This window comes from Roseovarius bejariae, from assembly GCF_009669325.1.
GTDB lineage: Bacteria > Pseudomonadota > Alphaproteobacteria > Rhodobacterales > Rhodobacteraceae > Roseovarius > Roseovarius bejariae.
In genome coordinates this window covers 2,360,617-2,383,473 of record NZ_SZWE01000001.1, presented here as the reverse complement: position 1 = coordinate 2,383,473, position 22,857 = coordinate 2,360,617, and the positions used below count along the sequence as shown (strand labels likewise).

General features: G+C 60.7%; 24 protein-coding genes. 9 read left to right on the top strand and 15 right to left on the bottom strand.

Features of this window, described 5'->3' with window-relative positions:
* The first annotated feature begins 48 nt into the window (after window positions 1-48).
* Window positions 49-1,653: a choice-of-anchor L domain-containing protein gene (locus FDP25_RS11420; RefSeq protein WP_154151812.1), complete on the top strand. Its 1,605-nt coding sequence runs from the start codon at window positions 49-51 to the stop codon at window positions 1,651-1,653.
* Between the two features lie 37 nt (window positions 1,654-1,690).
* Window positions 1,691-2,083, top strand: a complete 393-nt coding sequence (locus FDP25_RS11415; protein WP_154151810.1) for a rhodanese-like domain-containing protein — start codon at window positions 1,691-1,693, stop codon at window positions 2,081-2,083.
* A 128-nt stretch (window positions 2,084-2,211) separates the two neighbouring features.
* On the opposite strand, the gene dapD is transcribed toward FDP25_RS11415, so the two are convergent.
* Together dapD and FDP25_RS11405 are read right to left on the bottom strand one after the other, a co-directional pair.
* Window positions 2,212-3,039 (bottom strand): 2,3,4,5-tetrahydropyridine-2,6-dicarboxylate N-succinyltransferase, encoded by an 828-nt coding sequence (dapD, locus tag FDP25_RS11410; RefSeq protein WP_154151808.1) that lies wholly within the window; start codon window positions 3,037-3,039, stop codon window positions 2,212-2,214.
* 112 nt (window positions 3,040-3,151) lie between these two features.
* Complete coding sequence (locus tag FDP25_RS11405) at window positions 3,152-4,075, bottom strand: threonine/serine dehydratase (protein WP_154151806.1); 924 nt, start codon at window positions 4,073-4,075, stop codon at window positions 3,152-3,154.
* An 81-nt stretch (window positions 4,076-4,156) separates the two neighbouring features.
* Here FDP25_RS11405 and FDP25_RS11400 point away from each other — a divergent pair, with 81 nt between their 5' ends.
* On the top strand, window positions 4,157-4,978 hold the full coding sequence (locus FDP25_RS11400) for an LOG family protein (RefSeq protein ID WP_154153414.1): 822 nt from the start codon (window positions 4,157-4,159) through the stop codon (window positions 4,976-4,978).
* 9 nt (window positions 4,979-4,987) lie between these two features.
* Here FDP25_RS11400 and FDP25_RS11395 read toward each other — a convergent pair whose 3' ends face one another.
* Complete coding sequence (locus FDP25_RS11395; protein WP_154151804.1) at window positions 4,988-5,527, bottom strand: adenine phosphoribosyltransferase; 540 nt, start codon at window positions 5,525-5,527, stop codon at window positions 4,988-4,990.
* A 486-nt stretch (window positions 5,528-6,013) separates the two neighbouring features.
* Between FDP25_RS11395 and FDP25_RS11390 the strand changes: the two genes are divergently transcribed.
* Window positions 6,014-6,772 (top strand): hypothetical protein, encoded by a 759-nt coding sequence (locus tag FDP25_RS11390; protein ID WP_154151802.1) that lies wholly within the window; start codon window positions 6,014-6,016, stop codon window positions 6,770-6,772.
* A 17-nt stretch (window positions 6,773-6,789) separates the two neighbouring features.
* Here the strand turns inward: FDP25_RS11390 and FDP25_RS11385 are convergent, their stop codons facing one another.
* The 6 genes from FDP25_RS11385 to FDP25_RS11360 form a co-directional block, all read right to left on the bottom strand.
* Window positions 6,790-7,659 (bottom strand): S-methyl-5'-thioadenosine phosphorylase, encoded by an 870-nt coding sequence (locus tag FDP25_RS11385; RefSeq protein ID WP_154151800.1) that lies wholly within the window; start codon window positions 7,657-7,659, stop codon window positions 6,790-6,792.
* 80 nt (window positions 7,660-7,739) lie between these two features.
* Complete coding sequence (locus tag FDP25_RS11380; RefSeq protein WP_154151798.1) at window positions 7,740-7,940, bottom strand: hypothetical protein; 201 nt, start codon at window positions 7,938-7,940, stop codon at window positions 7,740-7,742.
* Between the two features lie 114 nt (window positions 7,941-8,054).
* Window positions 8,055-8,747 (bottom strand): gamma-glutamyl-gamma-aminobutyrate hydrolase family protein, encoded by a 693-nt coding sequence (locus FDP25_RS11375; RefSeq protein WP_154151796.1) that lies wholly within the window; start codon window positions 8,745-8,747, stop codon window positions 8,055-8,057.
* A 1-nt stretch (window position 8,748) separates the two neighbouring features.
* The gene (locus FDP25_RS11370) at window positions 8,749-9,708 is read right to left on the bottom strand and encodes an amidoligase family protein (RefSeq protein ID WP_154151794.1); all 960 of its coding nucleotides are present in this window, start codon (window positions 9,706-9,708) and stop codon (window positions 8,749-8,751) included.
* Between the two features lie 68 nt (window positions 9,709-9,776).
* Window positions 9,777-10,964: a dual-specificity RNA methyltransferase RlmN gene (gene rlmN, locus FDP25_RS11365; protein WP_154151792.1), complete on the bottom strand. Its 1,188-nt coding sequence runs from the start codon at window positions 10,962-10,964 to the stop codon at window positions 9,777-9,779.
* A 111-nt stretch (window positions 10,965-11,075) separates the two neighbouring features.
* Window positions 11,076-11,660, bottom strand: a complete 585-nt coding sequence (locus tag FDP25_RS11360) for a DNA-3-methyladenine glycosylase I (protein ID WP_154151790.1) — start codon at window positions 11,658-11,660, stop codon at window positions 11,076-11,078.
* 111 nt (window positions 11,661-11,771) lie between these two features.
* Here FDP25_RS11360 and FDP25_RS11355 point away from each other — a divergent pair, with 111 nt between their 5' ends.
* The 4 genes from FDP25_RS11355 (at window position 11,772) to gcvA (ending at window position 16,053) form a co-directional block, all read left to right on the top strand.
* A complete protein-coding gene (locus FDP25_RS11355; protein WP_154151788.1) occupies window positions 11,772-12,608 on the top strand; it encodes an EAL domain-containing protein in 837 nt (278 codons plus the stop codon).
* A 132-nt stretch (window positions 12,609-12,740) separates the two neighbouring features.
* Window positions 12,741-13,916 (top strand): acetyl-CoA C-acetyltransferase, encoded by a 1,176-nt coding sequence (locus tag FDP25_RS11350; RefSeq protein WP_154151785.1) that lies wholly within the window; start codon window positions 12,741-12,743, stop codon window positions 13,914-13,916.
* A 168-nt stretch (window positions 13,917-14,084) separates the two neighbouring features.
* Window positions 14,085-14,807, top strand: coding sequence for an acetoacetyl-CoA reductase (phbB, locus tag FDP25_RS11345; protein ID WP_154151783.1), 723 nt, complete (start codon window positions 14,085-14,087; stop codon window positions 14,805-14,807).
* A 310-nt stretch (window positions 14,808-15,117) separates the two neighbouring features.
* Complete coding sequence (gcvA, locus tag FDP25_RS11340; protein ID WP_154151781.1) at window positions 15,118-16,053, top strand: transcriptional regulator GcvA; 936 nt, start codon at window positions 15,118-15,120, stop codon at window positions 16,051-16,053.
* Here gcvA and FDP25_RS11335 read toward each other — a convergent pair.
* The 3 genes from FDP25_RS11335 to FDP25_RS11325 form a co-directional block, all read right to left on the bottom strand.
* Window positions 16,050-16,220: a YdcH family protein gene (locus tag FDP25_RS11335; RefSeq protein WP_154151780.1), complete on the bottom strand. Its 171-nt coding sequence runs from the start codon at window positions 16,218-16,220 to the stop codon at window positions 16,050-16,052. The two genes, gcvA and FDP25_RS11335, sit on opposite strands and share 4 nt — an antisense overlap.
* 114 nt (window positions 16,221-16,334) lie before the next feature.
* A complete protein-coding gene (locus tag FDP25_RS11330; RefSeq protein WP_154153411.1) occupies window positions 16,335-17,105 on the bottom strand; it encodes a tRNA1(Val) (adenine(37)-N6)-methyltransferase in 771 nt (256 codons plus the stop codon).
* On the bottom strand, window positions 17,098-17,313 hold the full coding sequence (locus FDP25_RS11325) for a putative signal transducing protein (protein WP_154151778.1): 216 nt from the start codon (window positions 17,311-17,313) through the stop codon (window positions 17,098-17,100). Before FDP25_RS11325 ends, FDP25_RS11330 begins: the two co-directional genes overlap by 8 nt.
* Before the next feature lie 55 nt (window positions 17,314-17,368).
* On the opposite strand from FDP25_RS11325, the gene FDP25_RS11320 reads away from it, so the two are divergent.
* Window positions 17,369-18,370 carry a polyprenyl synthetase family protein gene (locus FDP25_RS11320; RefSeq protein ID WP_154151776.1) on the top strand — a complete coding sequence of 334 codons (1,002 nt, stop codon included), beginning with the start codon at window positions 17,369-17,371 and terminating at the stop codon, window positions 18,368-18,370.
* 8 nt (window positions 18,371-18,378) lie between these two features.
* On the opposite strand, the gene FDP25_RS11315 is transcribed toward FDP25_RS11320, so the two are convergent.
* From FDP25_RS11315 to FDP25_RS11305, 3 genes are all read right to left on the bottom strand, one after another.
* Window positions 18,379-19,209: a 4-(cytidine 5'-diphospho)-2-C-methyl-D-erythritol kinase gene (locus FDP25_RS11315; protein WP_154151774.1), complete on the bottom strand. Its 831-nt coding sequence runs from the start codon at window positions 19,207-19,209 to the stop codon at window positions 18,379-18,381.
* Complete coding sequence (locus tag FDP25_RS11310) at window positions 19,196-20,911, bottom strand: tetratricopeptide repeat protein (RefSeq protein ID WP_343032030.1); 1,716 nt, start codon at window positions 20,909-20,911, stop codon at window positions 19,196-19,198. Before FDP25_RS11310 ends, FDP25_RS11315 begins: the two co-directional genes overlap by 14 nt.
* Window positions 20,912-21,026: 115 nt before the next feature.
* Complete coding sequence (locus FDP25_RS11305; protein ID WP_154151772.1) at window positions 21,027-22,676, bottom strand: electron transfer flavoprotein-ubiquinone oxidoreductase; 1,650 nt, start codon at window positions 22,674-22,676, stop codon at window positions 21,027-21,029.
* Window positions 22,677-22,857 lie beyond the last annotated feature (181 nt).

Genomic DNA, 22,857 nt, shown 5'->3' with positions numbered 1-22,857 from the left:
TATCACAATTCAGGGGGACTTGGGGAGAGACACGAACGAGAACTTGCCATGCCCACTGCATCCGAACTCCAGATCGACACATTCGCCAACGCCATGGACATGGCGAATGAAATGTTCGGCAGCGGTATATCCCTTCTTTCCGCCACTTACGCCGGTGCCTCCACTGCCTCGGGCATCTATTCAGGTGGTGACAGCACCGCACCGGGAATAACGCCTTCGGATACCGGCGTGATCCTGTCGACCGGCAACGCATCCGACATCACGAATACTTCGGGCGATGCCAATGTTTTCACGGATACCTCAACCGACCACGGCACCGCGGGCGACGCTGACCTTGATGCGACATCGGGGCAAACGACCTTCGACGCCGCCATTTTTGAGGCGGATTTCATTCCCGATGGCAACACTTTGACAATGCAGGTGGTCTTCTCCTCAGAAGAATACCTCGAATTCATCAATTCCGGCTACAACGATGCAGTCGGCATATGGGTCAATGGGCAACCGGCGGAACTGACGGTAGGCACCGGGAATATCTCAGTCGATGAGATCAATGACCAAAGCAATGAAAACCTGTACGTCGACAATCCCACCGATGCCGAAGTTTACAACACCGAGATGGATGGTTTCACCGTTGCCCTGACCCTCAAGGCACCGGTCAACCCCGGGGAAACCAATACAATCAAGATCGGGATTGCCGACGCCGGGGATGGCGCAGTCGATAGTAACCTGCTGATCGCCGGAGACTCCATTCAGACCGCGCTTGTCGCAGCTGACGACTCGATCGAGGTGCGCGCCGGGGACAGCGAGGCATTCGATCTTCTGGCAAATGACGTCAGCAGCGCCGGAAGCACCCTGACCATCACCCAGATCAATGGCCAGCCTGTCACCGTCGGCGATACCGTGATCCTGCCCACCGGCGAACAGATCACCATGACGCCCACAGGCATGGTGTTGGCCGCTCCCGACGCGGATCTTGGCACGAACACGTTTTCCTACACCGTAGCCGATACGCTGGGGAATACGGATATCGGCTTTGTCGAGTTCACCACCACCGCACCTTGTTTTACTGCGGGTACGCTGATCGAGACGCCGCGGGGCGCGGTTGCAATCGAAACTCTCAAGGTGGGCGACAGGGTGATGACGCTTGACCACGGCCCGCAACCCCTGCGTTGGATCGGCACCACGCGGCGCCACGCACAGGGGGCTGATGCACCTGTTCGCATCAATGCCGGGGCGCTTGGCGCGCATGACATGATTGAAGTATCTCCCAATCACCGGGTCTTCATCGTTTCACCGCACGCGGAACTGTTCTTCGGGACACACGAGGTCCTTGTGAAGGCCAAGCATCTGGTCAACGGCCATAGTATCCATAGGCGTAACGACGGGATGCCGGTTACCTATCTGCATTTGTTGTTCGATCGGCACGAAGTGATTTGCGGCGATGGCCTGATGAGTGAAAGCTATCATCCCGGTGACCAGACACGCCGAAGCTTCGATGAAAACACGCAGTCTGAACTTCTGCGCCTGTTCCCAGAGCTGGCAAATGGTTCAGACGACAATTGGCCGGCGGCGCGCATGCAGTTGAAGCAGTATGAGGCAAGGCTTCTGAACAGCTTGGGACCCGGGCTTTTCATACAGGAGCCAACGGTCTAGGTTGCGGCCACACAGGACAGCATGAAAGGAAAACGCCATGAAACGCGCGAGTGACATGGTGGCCGAAGCCAATGAGGTGATCGACCACGCCCCGGCAGCCGAGATGGTATCGTTACACGATCAAGACGGGGTAACCTTTGTCGATCTGCGCGACCCGCGTGAGTTGGAGCGCGAGGGGATGATCCCCGGGGCCTTCCATTGCCCCCGCGGGATGCTGGAATTCTGGATCGACCCCGAAAGCCCCTATGCCAAAACGCAATTTCAAAGCGGCAATCGCTTCGTCTTCTACTGCGCATCGGGTTGGCGTTCAGCCTTGTCGGCAAGGGTGGCCCAAGACATGGGGCTGCCGAACGTTAGTCACATCGACGATGGGTTTTCCGGGTGGAAAAAAGCAGGCGGCCCCTTAGGAGAACGGCCCAAAAAGGGCTGACTGGCAGTTTCCAGATTGAGTGGCTACGCCACACAGATCTTTTGAAAGTGAGGAGCCAGCCCCTCGCACTCCCAGGGATATATGAAAAAAAAGAAGGGGCGCGGGACGCGGCCCGCGCTTTTCAGCCCCTAGTCGCGCAGCAACTCGTTGATGCCGGTTTTCGAGCGGGTTTGTGCATCCACGCGTTTCACGATCACCGCGCAGTAGAGGTTGAGGTTATTCTTGGTCGGCATGGAGCCGGAGACCACCACCGAATAGGGCGGCACTTCGCCCATGAAGACCTCGCCGGTTTCGCGGTCGACGATCTTGGTGGATTTACCGATATAGACCCCCATGCCGAGGACCGAGCCTTCGCGCACGATGCAGCCTTCGACCACCTCGGAGCGTGCGCCGATGAAACAGTTGTCCTCGATGATCGTCGGGCCCGCCTGCATCGGCTCCAGCACGCCGCCAATGCCGACGCCGCCGGAAAGGTGGACATTCTTGCCGATCTGCGCGCAGGAGCCGACGGTGGCCCATGTATCGACCATGGTGCCCTCATCGACATAAGCGCCAAGGTTCACGAAGCTGGGCATCAGCACCACACCGGGGGCGATATAAGCCGACTTGCGCACGACACAGTTGGGCACGGCACGGAAGCCGGCGGCGCGCCACTGGTTGTCGCCCCAGCCCTTGAATTTGCTATCGACCTTGTCCCACCAGCCGCCGCCTTGCGGGCCGTTGTCGTGCTGTTCCATATCCTTGATGCGGAACCCCAGAAGCACGGCTTTCTTGGCCCACTGGTTGACGTGCCAATCGCCATTCTCCTGCCGCTCGGCGACACGAAGTTTGCCGCTGTCGAGCGCGTTCAGGGTATCTTCGATGGCGTCGCGGGTTTCGCCGCCGGTGCTGGGCGTGATGGTGTCACGGATTTCCCATGCGGCCTCGATGGCGGTTTCAAGCTCTGCGTTGGACATGCGGTCTCTCCCTCGGGTCGGGTTGTTTTGTTGTGCATGGCCTATAAGGGGCCGGGGCGCGGGGTGCAATGCGACGCGCCGCGCGACAAAGGCGGCAAATTCTATCAGGAGGTCATGACGCCAGTGGATCAGGGGCGACATTGCCGCCACAGATCAGCACCGCCACACGCTCGTCCTTCTCGGGCTTGTAGGCCCCGGACATCAGTGCCGCCAGCGCCGTGGCACCCGCCGGTTCCACCAGTTGCCGCGCCTCACGCCAAAGCGCCTCTTGCGCCAGTGTAATATTCCGGTCGCGGACGGTTACCCTTTCGATCCCCTGCACCTGCGCAAGATCGAAACAGATCTGCCCAATACGCCGCGCACCAAGGGAATTGGCGGCAACACCCGCGACCTCGACATCCACCGGCGCACCAGCCACAAGCGCCGCATTCAGGGCACAAGCGCGCTCGGGCTCAACCGCCACGACCTTGCGTGCGCCCGAAAGCCAGCCCAGCGCCCCCGCGATCAAGCCACCGCCGCCGACGGCAATCAACACGGTATCGGCCTGCAAGCCCTGATCCTCCCACTCGGCAATGCAGGTGCCCTGCCCTTCCACGGTGGTCGGCGCGTCATAGGCATGGATTTCCATGGCCCCCGTCGCCTCGCGCCATTCAGCAGCACGGGCGGCAGCCTCGGCATAGGCCCCTTTGACCACCTGCAATTCCGCCCCGGTCGAGCGGATCAACTCCATCTTGGCAGGGCCTGCGATCTCGGGGACGTAAATGCGCGCCCGATGGCCCAGCCTGGCCGCGGCATAGGCCACCGCAGCCCCGTGATTGCCCCCCGAGGCCGCCACGACGCCCCCCTCGGGGACCTCCTGTGACAGCAGTGTATTGAACGCCCCACGCGCTTTGAAACTGCCGGTATGTTGCATCTGCTCGAATTTCATTTCGACGGGGTATGACAGGCCAAATCCCCTGAGTTCACTGATCGGTGTACGCCGCACATATGGCGCGATCCGATCACGGGCGGCAGAAATCTCATCTTTGGGGGGCATTCTGCTTCTCCTTGTGTCTGGTCAAGCCTTCACCGAGGCGCTAGGCCTTGGCCGATGGACCATACGAAGGACGCGCCCGCGATGAAAGACGAACGCAACAGTCAGTTCCGAGACGCCCATTCCGATCGCAGTACCGCGGAACAGATTCCCGACACCCCGCAGACCCGCGCGCCCGCCTATCGGCTGGCCTTTGCAGACCCGGATTTCCTGTGCCGGGATGAGTTGCGGCCCGTGCGGTTGCAACTGGAGCTTTTGAAGCCCGAGATGATCCTCAATGAACGCGGCATTGAAAGCACCGTGGTCCTGTTCGGCGGGGCACGCATCCCCGAGCCGTCGAAAAAGAACACGGCGCGCACCGAAACGCTGGCCGGGCTTTCGAGTTACTATGACGAGGCACGCGAGTTCGCCCGGCTGATGACGATGAAATCCATGGACACCTACGGGCGCGAATACGTCATCGCCACGGGCGGAGGGCCGGGCGTGATGGAGGCGGGCAACCGCGGCGCGGCAGATGCCGGAGGATCGTCCATCGGACTCAACATCGTACTCCCGCACGAACAGGCGCCGAACGAATATGTCACCCCGGGGCTATGCTTCAACTTTCACTATTTCGGCATCCGCAAGATGCATTTCCTGATGCGCGCCAAGGCGGTGTGCTGTTTCCCCGGGGGCTTCGGCACATTGGACGAGTTGTTCGAGGCACTGACGTTGATCCAGACCGACCGGATGAACCCGGTGCCCTTTCTACTCTTCGGCGAACCCTTCTGGCGCAAGATCATCAACTGGGAGGCACTGGCCGAGGCTGGAACGATTTCGGAAGACGACCTCAAGCTGTTCCGCTTTGTCGAAACCGCACAAGAGGCCGTGCAGATCATCGACGACTGGCACGCCGAAGAAGAGTAAGGCGCGGCCTTACTCTCCCTCGTAGGCGCAAAGCGCATGCACATCCATGCCCAGTGCCTCAAGTTTCGCGCGCCCGCCCAGATCGGGCAGGTCGATCACGAAAGCGCAACCGATGATCTCACCGCCCAGCCGCTCGATCAGCTTGATCCCCGCCTCGGCGGTGCCGCCGGTGGCCAGAAGGTCATCGACCACAAGGATTTTCTCGCCCGGTTGGATGGCGTCGTCGTGGATTTCCACCACCGCCTCGCCATATTCCAACTGGTAATCCTCGGAAATCACCGCCCCGGGCAACTTGCCCTTCTTGCGGATCGGCACGAAGCCCGCTGACAACTGATGCGCCACCGCGCCGCCAAGGATGAAGCCGCGCGCCTCAAGCCCCACGACCTTGTCGAACCGCACCCCGGCATAGGGGTGCAGCAACTGGTCGATGGCCATGCGAAAGCCGCGGGGATCGGCAAACAGCGTGGTGACATCGCGGAACATGATCCCTTCTTTCGGGAAATCGACGATGGTGCGGATGTAATCCTTGACCGATGTACTGGCGGGCATGGCGGGCCTCGTAGCGTCTTGTTACGTAACGCTCCCGTGTGTGGCGCAAGCCGCGCGCAGAGGCAAGCGCGCGTTGTGCCATGGGGTCAAGTGCCGCGGCGAGACGTGGCGGTCAGGATACCCTTTTCGATAGGGGCGCCCCCGAGCGCACGGGTGATGCAGCCGATCATCCGCGTCCGCCCGGTCGTCTGGCGCAAACTGTCGGCCAAATCGCAGAGATCACCGCCTGCCCTGCAAGAGCGTGCAGAAGAAGGCAAGACGCATGGCAGTCGGGGCCGGGGAAGGCCAGCAGGGCAAAGAGGCCAAAACAAAGGTGAGACAGGTGTCAAGGTCCATGTCCGCTTGCCCGTTGGTCACTTGATGCCCGAACTTTGCCAAACCGGGCTTGCGTGTCATCTGCCTGGCACGCCAATGTAGCGCGAAACGCCGGGTCGCGTCGCCCCGGTCGGCAAAAGATGGCAAAGAGGCAGGCGAGGACCAGCGGGAATGAAGAAATTGACACGAGCCGCAACGGGTGCGATCGCGGGATGCGCCGCCATGCTTGCCATGGGCTTGGCGTTGGCGGCTGGACCGGCCACCCCGTCGCGGGCCAATGAGGGGAGCCCGCTGGCCGATGCCGGCCGGATGGTGACACTCGCCCGGCTGTGCCTGTCGATGGAGACGCAAACGCCAGACGGTGTGCATGGTCTTGCGCGCGCGGCAGGGCTGCGGTTGGTCGACGACCCGCTGCCGCGGCTGGAGGACCTCGTGGCGCGCCAGCACCTCTTTCGAGAGCTCGAAACCGGCCACGCCAGCTCGGTCACGGCTGCCGAGAGCGCAAGGACAGGAATTTATCCGTTTGGCGACCCCGACCCGATGATGGCCTTTGCCGACGATGGCGGATGGCTGTTGCTGGTGGCCACCGATGCGACAGTGATGGTCCAGCACAATCGCACCACAGGTGCAAAGAAGCGATTTCGCGCACTCAGTTGCCACATCCACGGTGATGGCTGGACGCCCGACAGCATGGCCCGCGATGCCTTGGCCGGTATTCTGGGCGAGGGTTTCGGCGGCCACCGGACCTCCCCGTCGGGCGTATCGGACACCGACCTGCATACTATCGCCCACGGCGGCGCCCGGTTGCCCGACTCGTCGACGGTGAGCGTGGCCATCGAAAGCTGGCGTGGGGCAAATCCCGGAGCGGATGGCCCGGGGGCGGTCACCTATGTCGGGGTCACCGGCGATCCGGTGGCGCAGGCAGACTGAACGGCGGTGCGGGGCGCTTACAACACCCGGCCCGCCACCGCATCCAGCTTGGCCAAAAGGGCAGGGTCGCGTTTCTCAGGGGCGGTGAGAATGGCGAACTCCAGCGCCCGGTCGCAGCCATGCGGGCAAGGCGCGCGTTCGACGCCCAAAAGCCCCGGCAAACCGGCCACCAGCGCGCGGGCCTTGGCGGCATTGCCGGTCAGTGTCGCGATAATGTCCGAGACGTCCACTTCGCCATGGTCGGGGTGCCAACTGTCGTAATCGGTGACCATCGCCACGCTGGCATAGCAAAGCTCGGCCTCGCGGGCGAGCTTGGCCTCGGGCATGTTGGTCATGCCGATCACATCCGCGCCCCAGTGTTCGCGGTACATCTTCGATTCCGCCAAGGTGGAGAACTGTGGCCCTTCCATCGCAAGGTATGTGCCGCCGCGATGCACGTTTATGCCCGCCGCTTTGGCCGAAGCCTCGCACGCCTCCCCCAGACGCGGGCAGGTGGGATGCGCGACGCTCACATGCCCCACGCAACCGGGGCCGAAAAAGGATTTTTCGCGCGCGAAGGTGCGGTCGATGAACTGATCCACGATGACAAAGTCACCCGGCGCCATTTCATGCCGGAACGACCCGCAAGCGCTGACGCTGATCACATCGGTCACACCAAGGCGTTTCAGCGCGTCGATATTGGCGCGGTAGGGAACAGAGGTGGGTGTATGCACATGCCCGCGCCCGTGGCGGGGCAGAAAGGCCATCGGCACGCCATCTAGCGTGCCAGTCAGGATCTGATCCGATGGGGCGCCCCAAGGGGTTTCGACGGTGACCCATTCGGCATCAGCCAGCCCCTCGATCTCATAAACACCCGAGCCGCCAATCACCCCGATCTTGGTTTGCATATCCGCCCCCTTGTTGAACCGTAGACCGCTTCACGGAATACGCTGGGGCATGGATTTGCAAGCCGGAATTCGCCGCAGGCTCAGGCCGCCGCACCAAGCGTGCAAATATCGCCGCCCTTGACCAAGGAGGTAACAACATGCCCCTCATGGCTTTCGCGGATGGCATAGCCATAGCCGCGCAGGCGGTGTTTCCATTCTCGGTCCGATACGCACATTTGCCGCTCGCGCAGAACAAAATCGCGTACATCGTCGAAGGCTTGATTACTCGTCATCATGGTCATCGTTCATGTCCCTTAAACAATAAGTGATGCCGAAGGGGATAGTTGACGTATGTGGCGGCAATCTGCCGGAAATCTGACGCGCTTGGGAATTCTTTAAGAACCCGTGGGCAGCTTTCAACCAAGGGTAGGCGATATCGCCCTTTCATCCGCCGCAGCCGCCACAAGCGCCTTGAATAGCGCCTGCTGGCGGTGCGCGTAAAACAAATGCTCGGGGTGCCATTGTACGCCCAGAACAAAGGGCGCGCGGGCCCGCTCGATAGCCTGTACCATACCTCCGCGGTCTCTCGCCGCGACCCTCAAACCTTCCCCCAGGCAATCCACCGACTGACTATGCAAGGCATTTATGCGCATCGGCTCGGTCCCGGACAACTCGGCCAGATGCGTCCCGGGTTGAATATGGATCTCTTTGCGCGGCAGGATCGTGCGCAGGCGGTCACTCTCCTTATAGATGCCGTAAGCATCCTGATGCAGGCTCCCGCCCAATGCCACGTTGATCATCTGACTGCCCCGGCAAATCCCAAGCACGGGCTTGCCCGCATCAAAGGCCTCATGCACCAACCCCCGCTCCAGCGCGTCGCGCCCCGGATCCAACCGCGCACTGCGCACCAGCTCCCCGCCATACAAATCAGGGGAAATATCATCGCCACCGCCGATGATCACCCCATCGACATCAGTCACATCAGCCTCGCGCCCATCGACCCAGCGCACCGCGCGCCCGCCCGCCATCCAGACATTGAACGCGATCAGCGGAAAAATTCGCCAGCCCGAGCGGCGCGACGTGGTCACCCCGATAAGCGGTTTGGTCATCTCATGCCCCGGCCTTGTCCAGCCCGGCTTCGTGCAGGATCTCACCACAGCGCCGCGCCCAGCTTTGTCGCGAAATGGTGATCATCCCGTGGTCGTCTTCCCACGCCTTGCCCAGACGGGCCAACACCCCGGCATCCTGCGCCACCCGCTCCACGATCAACCACCGCTGCCATTCATCGGACAGCGACCAATCCTCATCATCGATCAAGCAATCGGGCAGGCGGAAATGAAAGGTGGGCCGCGCCGAAAGCTTGCCCGAGACCACGGCCTCGACCCGCTCAGGCGCACGTTCGGCAAAAATGGGCAACATATCCAACCCCCTGTTTCGTGTCGGATTGTGATGAAGGTAGGTCTCTCTCACCTCGCTGACAGGGGCATCTGGCCCAAGCGCGATCAGGTCGCGCACGAAGTCGGTCGGGTAAGGGTCGGTAAACGGCAGAATGCGGCGCGACTCGTCAATCGGGTTGGCGTTACGCATCCAGTCCTCGATCAGGGCATAAGCCAGAAGCGGGCGCACAATATCGGCATCACAACCCGAGGCGATCTGCACGTTCAGGTGCACGCCAAACCCAAAAGTCCAACCTGCCCCGCTGCCCAGCGCACCAGCCTTGCGCAGGACCTCTCGCAATCCATCCAGCTTTTGCAGGCCATCGCGCTCCAAAGGCTCGGAAACGATTTCCACCGGCACCACCTCGCGCCCCAGATCAAGCGCCAGATCGCGCAGCTTGCTCTGCGTGGCGTTGCGCAGGAAAATATCCAGATAAACCTCAAGCGTGCCTATTCTGGTGTTGTTGACCTTCCAGATGTGGCTGTCGGTCTGGGTGGCCTCTCCGCCCAAATGATTGGCACACAGGCGCGCCGCCTCCGCCTCGTTCAGCCCGCCAAACTCGATCTCCACACCGACCTTGCGAGGTTGGCCCTCGTGGTCGGCAGGTTGAGGCAAAGGGGGAAAGTCACGCATCATGGCACCTGTCAAACTGGCAGTTCACTCCAGTTTAACGCGGACACCACCGATGACCACCCATTGCCTCAGCTCAACCCGGCCTCGGCCTCGATTTGGCGGCGGCTTTTCTTGGCGCGCTCGCTGGCCGATTTCAGCTGCCCGCAGGCGGCCATGATATCCTCGCCGCGCGGGGTGCGGATGGGGCTGGCATACCCGGCCTTGTAGACGATATCGGCAAAGGCTTCGATCCGATCCCAATCGCTGCGCTGATGCGGGGCACCGGGCCATTCGTTGAACGGGATCAGGTTGATCTTGGCCGGAATGCCCTTGATCAGTTGCACAAGGCGGCGGGCATCCTCATCGCTGTCGTTCACGTCCTTCAACATCACGTATTCAAAGGTGATCCGTTCCGAGTTGCTGGCCTTGGGATACTCGCGCAGCGCATCCAGAAGCGTTTCGATGTTCCATTTCTTGTTAATCGGCACCAGCTTGTCGCGCACCTCGTCGGTGGTGGCATGAAAGCTGACCGCCAGCATACAGCCAATTTCCTCGGCGGTCTTGGCGATTTCGGGCACGACCCCGCTGGTCGAGAGCGTAATCCTACGACGGCTGAGGCTGATCCCCTCGCCATCCATGGCGATCCTCATCGCGTCGCGGACGTTCTCGAAATTATAAAGCGGCTCGCCCATGCCCATCAGCACGATGTTCGACAAAAGGCGCGGGCCGTTTTCGCCGGTGCCCTGCCCCGGCTCGGGCCATTCGCCCAGATCGTCGCGCGCCATCATCACTTGGCCTATGATTTCCCCGGCGGTCAGGTTGCGCACCAATTTCTGCGTACCGGTATGGCAGAACGAACAGGTCAGGGTGCAGCCAACTTGGCTTGAAATACACAGCGTCCCGCGATCCGCCTCGGGGATATAGACCACCTCGACCTCATGGCCGCCCGCGATCCGCGCAAGGTACTTGCGGGTGCCATCGGCACTCACCTGTTTGCTGACCATTTCGGGAATTTCGATCACGAAGTTCTCGGCCAGTTCCGCACGATAGGCCTTGCTGAGGTTCGTCATCTCGGCGAAATCGCGCACGCCCCACTGGTAAACCCACTGCCAGATCTGATTGACGCGCATCTTGGCCTGCTTTTCCGGGGTGCCGTTTTCGATCAACACCTCGCGCAGCGCCTCGCGCGTCAGGCCGACGATATTCATCGACCCATCGGGAAGCTTGCGGGGAATGGTCATCACGTCCTGCGTGATCGGGGCGGTGGTCTCGGTCATGGGTTCGCGCTCATATAAGGTGAGATGCCGCCAATATAGGATTTTACGGCAGATTCCAAAAGATTCCCGCTGCCATCGGCACACCGACGCGATACCGACAAAATACCGACGTTATACCGACGCGGATTTTTGGCCCATTTCGGCCACGGGTTTGTGGCAGGGGCACGTGGTCAGATGGTCATTCACCAACCCTGCCGCCTGCATGAAGGCATAAGTGATCGTCGGCCCGCAGAACTTGAACCCCTTTTTCTTCAAATCCTTTGAAATTGCTTGGGAAATTTCCGTTTGGGCTGGAACCTGCGACAGCGCGCTCCAATCGGTCTGGATGGGGCTGTAATCAACGTAAGACCAAAGGTAACGGGCAAAGCCCTCCTTGGCCTCAATCCCTTGCCAGACCCGGGCATTCGTGATCGTCGCCTCCACCTTCCCACGGTGCCTGACGATACCCGGGTTTTGTAGTAATTCCTCAACTTCCGCCGCACCCCAAGTGGCGATTACATTTGGATCAAACCCTTGAAAAGCCTCACGAAAACTATCGCGCTTGCGGAGGATGGTGATCCAACTGAGCCCGGCCTGATAACCTTCAAGGATCAGCTTCTCCCACAGGGCGCGGCTGTCAAACTCGGGCACGCCCCACTCGTCATCGTGATAGGCATGATACAGCGGGTCATCCCCGGCCCAGCCACAGCGCTCCATGCGTTATCCCCTTGTTACCCACCCTAGGGCAGATTTACGTCAAATCCCCCGTTTAACCGATCATTAGCGGCCATGCCCCAGCCTGTGAAGCGGTGAATTCGGAGGTGAGATATGGGGCAGAAACGCAAATGGGCGAATATCCCGACCGGGTACGACAGCCCGCTGAACTATGCCATCAGCGCGCGGGACCGGTCGGTCATCGACATGGTGGATCAAGCGGTGCGTCACAAACAAGTGATGCTGGCCTATCAGGCCGTTGTGCCCACCGGGCACGAATCGCGACCCGCCTTTTACGAAGGTTTGATTCGGGTAATGGATGAAACCGGGCGGGTGATCCCCGCCTGCGACTTCATCAATGAAATAGAAACCATGGAAACAGGGCGTGTCATTGATTGCCTCGCCCTGGAAAAGGGCCTTAGGACATTGCAGGATTACCCCGATCTTCGGTTGTCGGTAAATATGTCGGCGCGCTCCATCGGATACCCGCGCTGGAATCGCATCCTCAAGCGTGGGCTCGGAAAGGACCCCACAATCGCAGAGCGGCTGATTCTGGAGATCACTGAAAGCTCGGCCATGTTGGTGCCCGATCTGGTCGTGGGCTTCATGGACGACCTTCAAAAAAAGGGAATCAGCTTTGCACTGGATGATTTCGGCGCCGGGTTTACATCCTTCCGCTATCTGAAAGATTTTTATTTCGACATTCTCAAGATCGACGGCCAATTCATTCGCGGCATTGCGACCAATCCCGATAATCAGGTCCTGACCGCCGCGCTGAAGTCCATCGCTGAACAATTCGACATGGTAACCATAGCCGAAAGTGTCGAACATCCGCAGGATGCGGCCTATCTTTCGGCCATCGGAATCGAGTGTATGCAGGGATACTATTTCGGCGCACCCACCATCCACCCACCGTGGCTCGATGCAGCACTCGGGCAGGAGTCCGCCTGACCTGTGACATGTGGTCAGTTGCCGCAATGCGGCATATGCGATATTACCGCACGGAACGGCGGGGAATACTGGGGCCCGCACTTGTTGTGACGTCCGGGCGTTCCTCGACCAAAATTCTGGTGGAGGACACACATGACCAACGTAATTATCGCATCCGCAGCGCGCACTGCTGTCGGGTCATTCTGCGGCTCTTTCGCGAACACCCCGGCACATGATCTTGGCGCAGCCGTTCTTGAGGCCGTGGTAGAGCGTGCAGGGATCGACAAATCGGAAGTTTCCGAAACCATCCTCGGTCAGGTTTTGACAGCCGCGCAAGGCCAAAACCCTGCCCGTCAGGCCCATATCAACGCTGGCCTGCCGCAGGAATCAGCGGCTTGGAGCATCAACCAGGTCTGTGGATCGGGTCTGCGCTCGGTCGCTCTGGGCGCTCAGCACATCCAACTGGGCGACGCTGATATCGTCGCTGCGGGCGGTCAGGAAAACATGACGCTCAGCCCCCATGCCGCAAACCTGCGCGCTGGCCACAAAATGGGCGACATGAAATATATCGACACCATGATCCGCGATGGCCTCTGGGATGCCTTCAACGGCTACCATATGGGTCAGACAGCCGAGAACGTTGCCGAAAAATGGCAAATCAGTCGCGATCAACAAGACGAATTCGCGCTGGCCTCGCAAAACAAGGCCGAGGCCGCACAAAAGGCCGGGAAATTCGACGATGAGGTGATCCCCTTCACCATCAAAACCCGCAAGGGCGACATCGTGGTCGACAAGGATGAATACATCCGCCACGGCGCCGTTATCGAAGCCATGCAGAAAATGCGCCCCGCCTTCACCAAGGACGGCTCGGTCACCGCGGCCAACGCCAGTGGCCTGAACGACGGCGCCGCCGGCGTTCTGCTGATGAGCGCGGACAACGCCGAAAAGCGTGGCATCACCCCGCTTGCGCGCATCGCCTCCTACGCCACGGCAGGTCTGGATCCGTCGATCATGGGCGTCGGCCCGATCCACGCCAGCCGCAAAGCGCTGGAAAAAGCCGGCTGGTCGGTTGACGATCTGGACCTTGTGGAAGCCAACGAAGCCTTCGCGGCACAGGCCTGTGCCGTGAACAAGGACATGGGCTGGGATCCTGCAATCGTGAACGTGAACGGCGGCGCCATCGCCATCGGTCACCCGATCGGCGCCTCGGGCTGCCGTATCCTCAACACCCTGTTGTTTGAAATGCAGCGCCGCGACGCCAAGAAGGGCCTTGCCACGCTCTGCATTGGCGGCGGTATGGGCGTGGCCATGTGCCTTGAGCGTCCGTAAGCGGGCGGATGCCAGAAGGGTAGAAAGGGCGTCGAAACCGGCGCCCTTTTTCTTGCGCCGCGAGAAACTTCTGCACTGCGGCAAAATTGTACGAGTAATAATGTTGCGCTCACTCGTTTCAAAGTTTAACAGAGTTACCAACGAAATTTATCAAATCGGAGGAATCCCATGGCTAGAACAGCACTTGTCACCGGTGGATCGCGCGGCATCGGCGCAGCCATTTCCAAGGCCCTGAAGGCCGAAGGCTACAACGTGGCCGCCACCTACGCGGGCAACGACGAGGCCGCCGCGAAATTTACCGAGGAAACCGGCATCCAGACCTACAAGTGGAACGTCGGAGACTACGACGAGTCCAAGGCCGGTATCGCAAAGGTCGAAGAAGAAATGGGGCCGATCGACGTGGTCGTCGCCAACGCGGGCATCACCCGCGATGCGCCCTTCCACAAGATGACCCCGGAACAGTGGCAGCAGGTGATCGACACCAACCTGACTGGCGTATTCAATACCGTTCACCCCGTCTGGCCCGGCATGCGCGAACGTGGCTTTGGCCGCATCATCGTGATCAGCTCGATCAACGGGCAAAAAGGTCAGTTCGCTCAGGTGAACTATGCCGCGACCAAGGCGGGCGACCTGGGCATCATCAAGTCGCTGGCCCAAGAGGGCGCCGCCAAGGGCATCACCGCCAACGCCGTCTGCCCCGGCTATATTGCGACCGAGATGGTCATGGCCGTACCCGAAAAGGTGCGCGAATCGATCATCAGCCAGATTCCCGCAGGCCGTCTTGGCGAACCGGAAGAGATCGCCCGCTGCGTGGCCTTCCTGGCTTCGGACGATGCACAGTTCATCAATGGCTCGACCATTTCGGCAAACGGCGGTCAATTCTTCGTCTGATCCCTGCCGCAGAACATGAAAAGGGCCGGTCGCGATGACCGGCCCTTTTGCTTTTCCAGATATCACTTGCAACGATCATCCGGAAGGATTCTGTCCCGTCAGTCGGGACCAGATACGGCCAAGGGCCTGCCCCCGGGCGGCATGGGCCGCGCGATAGGCATCACGGGTGCGCTTATCACTGGCAACTTCGATCATCGGGCAGTCCTTTCACTGGCGTTCAGTATTTCTTGACTACACCCAATATGCGCTTCACGATAAAAAGGCACAAACGAGACTTTCTATCACTTCACTTAAGCGATACTTAATCGACATGCCGGACCGCCTGCCGCCCCTTACCGCCCTGCGCGCCTTTGACACCGCCGCGCGGCATATGTCGTTCCAACAGGCGGCCGCCGAGTTGAACGTCACCCCCGCCGCCCTGTCGTTCCAGATCAAATCGCTGGAGGAGCACCTGGGCGCCCCCCTGTTCCAGCGTCTCAATCGCGCCGTGAAGCTCACCGAAGCGGGCCGCGCCCTTGCCCCCGGTACCAAAGATGGGTTTGAAACGCTCACGGCTGCATGGCGCGCGGCACGGCGGGTGAATGACCATGCCTCGCTCACCGTCACTGCTGGCCCAGCCTTCACCGCAACATGGCTGGCCCCACGGCTTTACAGTTTCGCCCAAGCCCACCCCGAAATTGAACTACGCCTGAGCGCCGGATTGGGCTTGGTGAACTTGGGGCGCGATGGGGTGGATTTGGCCGTGCGCTTTGGCTACGGCCCCGACCCGGACCTGTACGAAGAACCGTTCCTGAATGAATGGGTCACGCCGATGATGACGCCCGCCTTGGCCGAACAGATGCCCAACCCCGCCGATCTGGCAAAGGCACAATTACTGCATCAGGACGATATTCGCTTTCTTGATCCGCCTTGCGACTGGCCTGCTTGGTTTCGCGCCGCAAATCTGCCTGCGAGAGACTGGACGGGGCAAAGGTACTCACAAGCCGATCATGCCTTGGATGCTGCCCTTTCGGGCGCCGGCGTCATTCTCGGGCGGATTTCCCTTGCCTCCAGATTGCTCAACGAAGGGCGCTTGGTTGCGCCCTATGCTTTGGGCTTGCGAACAGCGGCCCACTACAGGATTTTATGTGTAAAAGGCTCTGAAACGCGGCCACACATCGCCGCGTTCCGCGCTTGGCTACGTGAACAGACGGCCGTAGTCTCGCACCACGACCGTCACTTCACCCTGATTGATTCCGCCAGTTAGGCGCTTTCGGTCAGGCGTTCGATTTCTTCTTTCACACGAAGCTTCTGTTTCTTGAGGTCCGCGATTTCCAGATCGCTGGTGCCCGGGGCACGTTGCGCCTCTTCTACTTGTTCCGAGAGGTCCTGATGTTTCTTCTTCAGTTGCTCGACATGCGAACTCAAGCTCATATGCGTATCTCCTCTCTGGATGGTTTAAACACGAACAGTGCAGCACAGTTTTACAAATCTGTCACGCTGCAACCGCATCATAAGCAAGGAAATGCACGTCCAATTTGAGACTTTTCAGCTGGGGAACAGCAGGGGCGTACCAAGCCTTAAAATACAAGTGGTTGCGGCGTTATAATTTTCCCGGTCGCCGGGGTGGCTATCACCCTCGTGCAAAATCCACCCGTCGTGCAGGCAAAATGCCGCACGCCCGCCCTTGCGGCCCCGTATCAAAACCAGCCGCGCCGCCCGCCCCTTTCGGGGAATCAACGGCAAAACCTCCAAACTCCCCAAGTGCCGCGCGGCATGGCTCAACAACTCGGGCAGGCGCTCGGCCCGCTGGATCATCGTGACCGTGCCCTTGGGCGCACAGCGCTTCGCGGCCATCTCGACCCAATCGGACAGCGGCGTCACCTCGCCCCGCCCTGTTTCGCGCCCGTCGTCGGAAACCCTGGTACTGCTGGCACGATCGAAATAGGGGGGATTGGCCAGAACATGTGTGAACTGCCGCTGTTTCAGGGTATCGGGCATCCGGGTCAAATCCCCTTCGATCACCTCAAGCTCCGTCCCGTTTTCAGCCGCGTTGCGCCGCGCCAGATCGGCATAGCCCGGCTGCACCTCCAGCCCCGTCGCCTTCACCCCCGGCACCCGTTGCGCCACGCAAAGCGCCGCCACACCCGCGCCACAGCCCAGATCAAGAACCGTGTCGCCCGTGCGCGCGGGCACACTTGCAGCCAGCAACACCGGGTCCACCCCCGCCCGATAGCCCTGTTTGGGTTGCCACAGGCGCAACTGACCACCCAGAAAGTCATCCCTGCTCAGCGCCTCGTCGGGCCAGCCCTCAGTCATCCACGTCAATCCCGTTGTCCAGCAGCACCCGGCGGGCGCGGCCAAAACTCTCCTCTGCAACCATAAGGCGACGCGGGAAAATCCCTATACCTCCCTCTAGGACGCTCATATTTACGTCCATTTCAAAGCAGTCTATACCCTCGCCCTGAAGCAGCGCTTGGGCAAAGGCGATCATCGTCGGATCGGTTGTGCTGAAGAGTTGTTTCATGGGGATGACATAAGGGCACCGCGCGGGATTTGTCGACCGGTGTGACGGGAGTGTGATGGGATTGGACCACGCCGCAACGAAACCGCATGAGGAACTGGCCGCACATCTGAGCGACAAGATGGAGGCCGTGAACACCCTTATCCGAACCCGCATGGCCTCGCGCCACGCGCCGCGTATCCCCGAGGTCACCGCCCATCTGGTCGAAGCGGGCGGCAAACGCCTGCGCCCGATGCTGACGCTGGCGGCGGCTGATCTTTGCGCCTATGAGGGCGACTTCGATGTGCATTTGGCCGCCACGGTGGAATTCATCCACACAGCCACGCTATTGCATGACGACGTTGTGGACGAAAGCGAACAGCGCCGCGGACGGCCCACCGCCAACCTTCTGTGGGACAACAAATCAAGCGTTCTGGTGGGCGATTACCTGTTTGCCCGTGCCTTCCAATTGATGGTCGAGCCCGGTAACCTGCGCGTCCTCGACATCCTGTCGAATGCCGCCGCCGTCATCGCCGAGGGCGAGGTTCTGCAGCTCAGCGCGGCACAGGACCTCAAGACCACCGAGGATATTTACCTCCAAGTCGTCCGCGGCAAGACCGCCGCGCTGTTCTCGGCGGCAACGGAAACCGGCGGCGTCCTCTCGGAAGCCCCCGAGGATCAGGTGCGCGCCCTCTTCGATTATGGCGATGCCCTTGGCATCGCCTTCCAGATCGTCGATGACCTGCTGGATTACCAAGGCGACAGCGCCGCCACCGGCAAGAACGTCGGTGACGATTTCCGCGAACGCAAGCTGACCCTGCCAGTGATCAAGGCCGTGGCCATGGCCGACGCGGAAGAGCGCGCTTTCTGGACCCGCACCATCGAGAAGGGCAAACAGGACGACGGCGATCTGGACCACGCCCTTGCCCTTCTGGACAAGCACGGCACGCTTGAGGCCACCCGTCAGGATGCCCTGATGTGGTCTGAGAAGGCCAAGACAGCCATGCAGGCCCTACCCGATCACCCGGTGCGCCGCATGTTGATTGACTTGGCCGATTACGTGGTCGCGCGCGTAAGTTAAGACTTCGCTCAGGCGTTCAGGCGCACCGCCTCAACCCACCAACCCGGTTGCTGTTCATGCAGCCGCCCCGCCGCCGAGGCGGCGGTTTCCGCATCGGAATACAGGCCGAAACACGTCCCGCCCGACCCGGACATGCGCGTCAGATGGCAGCCCGGTGTCACAGACAGCGTGTCGAAAACCTGTTGTATGACGGGTTCCGCCTTGATGGCCGGGGCCTCGAGGTCATTGCGCATGGTGCCCAGCCACTCGATAAAATCGCCAGCATCATCAAATCCGGGCAGCGTCTCGGGCATGGCGAGGTTATCGGCGCAATCCAGCCCCGCGAAGACCTCTTTCGTCATGACCGGCAACTTGGGATTGACCAGCACCGCATGCAACACCGGCAACCCCGTCACAGGCTCCACGATCTCGCCCACGCCGCGCATCCGCGCCGCGTCGCCATAAAGGCACACGGGAATATCCGCACCAAGGCCAAGCACATCTTCCGGGACCGGATTCCCCGACAGTTCGGCCAAAGCACCGAAAGTCGCCGCCGCATCGCTGGAGCCGCCACCAAGGCCGGCGGCATTGGGCAGGTGCTTTTCCAGATGGATCTCCGCCGCCACCCCCATCTTCGCGGCGGCCCGCACGACAAGGTTACTGTCATCCACGGGCACGCCCGCGGCCATCGGGCCATCCACCGTCAGCATGGTGGTCCCGTTTGGCCGAACACTGATCCGGTCGCCGATATCGGCAAAAACCACCAGCGAATCCAATTCGTGATAGCCATCATCGCGCCGCCCCGTCACATGCAGGGTCAGGTTGATCTTGGCCGGGGCAAACCCCTCAATCACCGTCATCGGCAACCTTCAGGGGCGCAGCGCCCTCCTCGTTCAGAACCTGGTCCAGACCGACCTCAAGCTTACGGCGAATGCGGTCGGGGTCGATGTCTTGTGCCGGGGTGTCCTCGGTCACGAAGGACAGCGCGCGCTTCCACTGGAAACGGGCTTCGGTCTTGCGCCCCACGGCCCAAAGCACATCGCCCAGATGGTCGTTCACCACCGGGTCCACCGGCATCAATTCGGCGGCATGCTCCATATGGCCGATGGCCTCGTCATAGCGGCCAAGACGGTACAGCACCCAGCCAAGGCTATCCACGATGTAACCGCTGTTGGGCTGCGCGGCGACGGCACGCTCGATCATGTTCAGCGCCTCGTCCAGCTTGCTCTGCTTCTCCACCAGTGAATAGCCCAGATAATTCAAAACCTGCGGCTGCTCGGGGTTCAACTCAAGCGCACGGCGGAAATCGGCCTCGGCCTTCTCCCACATGTCTTGCCGCTCGAAACTGATGGCGCGGGCGTAATGCACGAACCATTGGTCGGCATCGCGGTCTTCGTACAGTGCAATTGCTTTGTCATAGGCCTGTGCGGCCTCGTCGAACCGCTCCAACTGCCGGAACAGATCCCCGGCCGAAACATGTACCGTGGGTTGATCTGCATGGGTCTGCGCAAGCTGCTCCAGAACCTCGATTGCCGCATCGGTCTTGTCAGCCCGGCGCAGGGTATCGGCCCGGCCCAGTTCCGCCGCCAAAAACGAAGGATGATCACGCGGCACCCGCTTGTAAGCGGCGGTGGCCAATTCATAACGGCCCAGCGATTCGAGCAGTTCCGCCGACATGATCACCGCATCGATATGATCGGGGCTCAAATGCTCGGCCACCCGCGAATACAGCAGGATGTAATCCTCGCTCGTATCACTCAACAACGCGCGTCCCAGCGAAAAGAACACTTCGGCCACCCCATCGGCGGCCCCGCCGATCATGCTGAACGGAACCTTGTCGCCCGCCGCCAGACGATCGCGCAATTGCTGAATCTCCGGGTCCAGATCGGTGCCAAAAGTATCGTCGATCTGTGCGACGGCATCCTCGTTTCGGCCAAGCTGGCTCAAGACCTCCGCCCATGCCAGCACACCACGCCGCGTACGTTGCATCGGGCCATCGCTTTCCCCGGCAAAAATCTGGTCCGCCCCCTCGAAATCCCCGACCGAGGCCAGCGCCAGCGCCTTGTGGTAAATGGCAAAGCTGCGCAAGCCACGCTCTTCGGCCACCTCATCGAACAGTTCAAGCGCTTGGCTCATGTCGCCCTGACCCAATTGCGCCCAGGCCGCGATCAACCCATCGGCCAGTTGCCCCACACCGCGTCCATCCTCAAGCCGGTTGAGAAGCGCATCGTAATTCTCTTGCAGTACCTCGTCTGAAACAAGAACCATATGCGCCACTTGGCTGCGCAGGTCATCGGCCTCAATTTTGCGGGCAATCGGTAGGGCGCGGTCGAAATTCCCCAGCGCCACATGCGCAACCACGGCGTTTTCCATGATCGCCGGGTTCGATTGATCTTCGGTCAGGGCGCGGGTGAAATACTCTGCCGCGGCGGTAAAATCATGGTCATACCGCGCCTGTCGCGCCGCCAGGTAGGCCCCCGAGGCCTCCTTTGCCATGGCTGGCGGCGCGGTGGCCTGCAAAAGGGTTGCGATGGCGATTGCGGAAAGGGTTCGGATTGTCACGCTGGCCTGCCTTTGCTTTGCCCCAAGTGTACCGGCAGAACCTAGTACGCCCGAACGCCCAAAGCAATGCGGGGCGGCCCGAAGACCGCCCCGCAGGCATAAAATCACGCGCTGGTTACATATTGGGATAGTTCGGCCCGTCCCCGCCCTGCGGCGTGACCCAGTTGATGTTCTGGCTGGGGTCCTTGATGTCGCAGGTTTTGCAATGCACGCAGTTCTGGAAGTTGATGACGAACTTGGGCTCCTTGCCATCTTCGCGCACCACCTCGTAAACCCCCGCCGGGCAATACCGCTGCGCCGGTTCGTCGTAGTTCGGAAGATTGACGTTGATCGGCACGCTATCGTCCTTGAGCGTCAGATGCGCCGGCTGGCTTTCTTCGTGGTTGGTCATCGAAAAGCTGACATTGGTCAAACGATCAAAGCTCAGCTTGCCATCGGGCTTGGGATAACTGATTTCCTTGTGCTTGTCGGCAGGTTCCGTGGCCTCGGCGTCGGTTTTGCCATGTCCCATGGTGCCGAACAGCGAAAAGCCAAGCGTGTTGGTCCACATATCCAACCCGCCAAGCGCCAGAGAGGGCAGCATCCCCCACTTCGACCACATCGGCTTGACGTTGCGCACCTTCTTGAGGTCCTTGCCGATGGCGCCGCTGCGCACCTCGTCCTCGTAGGCGCTCAACTCGTCGGTCGCGCGCCCCGCCTCAATCGCTTCATGCGCCGCTTCGGCCGCCGCCTTGCCCGACAGCATGGCGTTGTGGTTGCCCTTGATGCGCGGCACGTTGACCATGCCCACCGAACAACCCAACATCGCCACACCCGGCGCAACCATCTTGGGCATCGACTGATACCCGCCTTCGGAAATCGCCCGTGCGCCATAGGCCACGCGCTTTCCGCCTTTCAGAAGCTCCGCCACCATCGGGTGATGCTTGAAACGCTGGAACTCCATGTAGGGGTACAAATGCGGATTCTTGTAGTTCAGGTGAACCACGAAACCCACGTAAACCTGATTGTTTTCAAGGTGATAGATGAAAGACCCACCCCCGGCATTGCCGTTCAGCGGCCAACCCATGGTGTGGGTCACGCTGCCCTCGCGGTGCTTGGCGGGGTCGATTTCCCAGATTTCCTTCATGCCAAGGCCGAATTTCTGCGGCTCTTTCCCGGCGCTCAGGTCGTACTTGGCGATCACTTCCTTGGCGAGGCTCCCGCGAACCCCTTCCGACAAGAAGACATACTTGCCATGCAACTCCATCCCCGGCTCATAGGCGGGCCCCGGTGTGCCGTCGGGGTTCTTGCCGAACTCACCGGCCACGACACCCTTCACATTGCCGTTCTCGTCATAAACCATCTCCGAACAGGCCATGCCGGGGAAGATTTCCACGCCCAGTTCCTCGGCCTGCTCCGCCATCCAGCGGCACACATTGCCCATCGACACGATGTAATTGCCGTGGTTGTTCATCAGCGGCGGCATCGGGAAATTGGGGATACGCACCTGCCCGCCTTCGCCCAGCATATAGAAATTATCGTCCTTCACCGGGGTATTCAGCGGCGCGCCCTTTTCCTTCCAGTCCGGGATCAGCGCATCGAGACCACAAGGATCAAGAACCGCCCCCGACAGGATATGCGCCCCCACTTCCGAGCCCTTTTCAAGAACCACAACCTCGCGCGAGGGGTCCAACTGCTTCAGCCGGATCGCCGCCGACAGGCCCGCAGGCCCCGCCCCAACGATCACAACATCGTATTCCATCGCTTCGCGCGTCACATCGGACATGGTTTGCATCCTTTTCTCAGGGCAGTTCGTTCATGTAACAAAGTTGCGCACGTGGTTAGCGCGCCGGCCTGATGAAGGTCAATTGAAACACGACGTTAAAACAGGCTGAATGCGTCAAAATACGCGGGATCGCGACTCCATTGCACAGTCGGGCACCATGGCCTATTGCAAAATCCGGTCC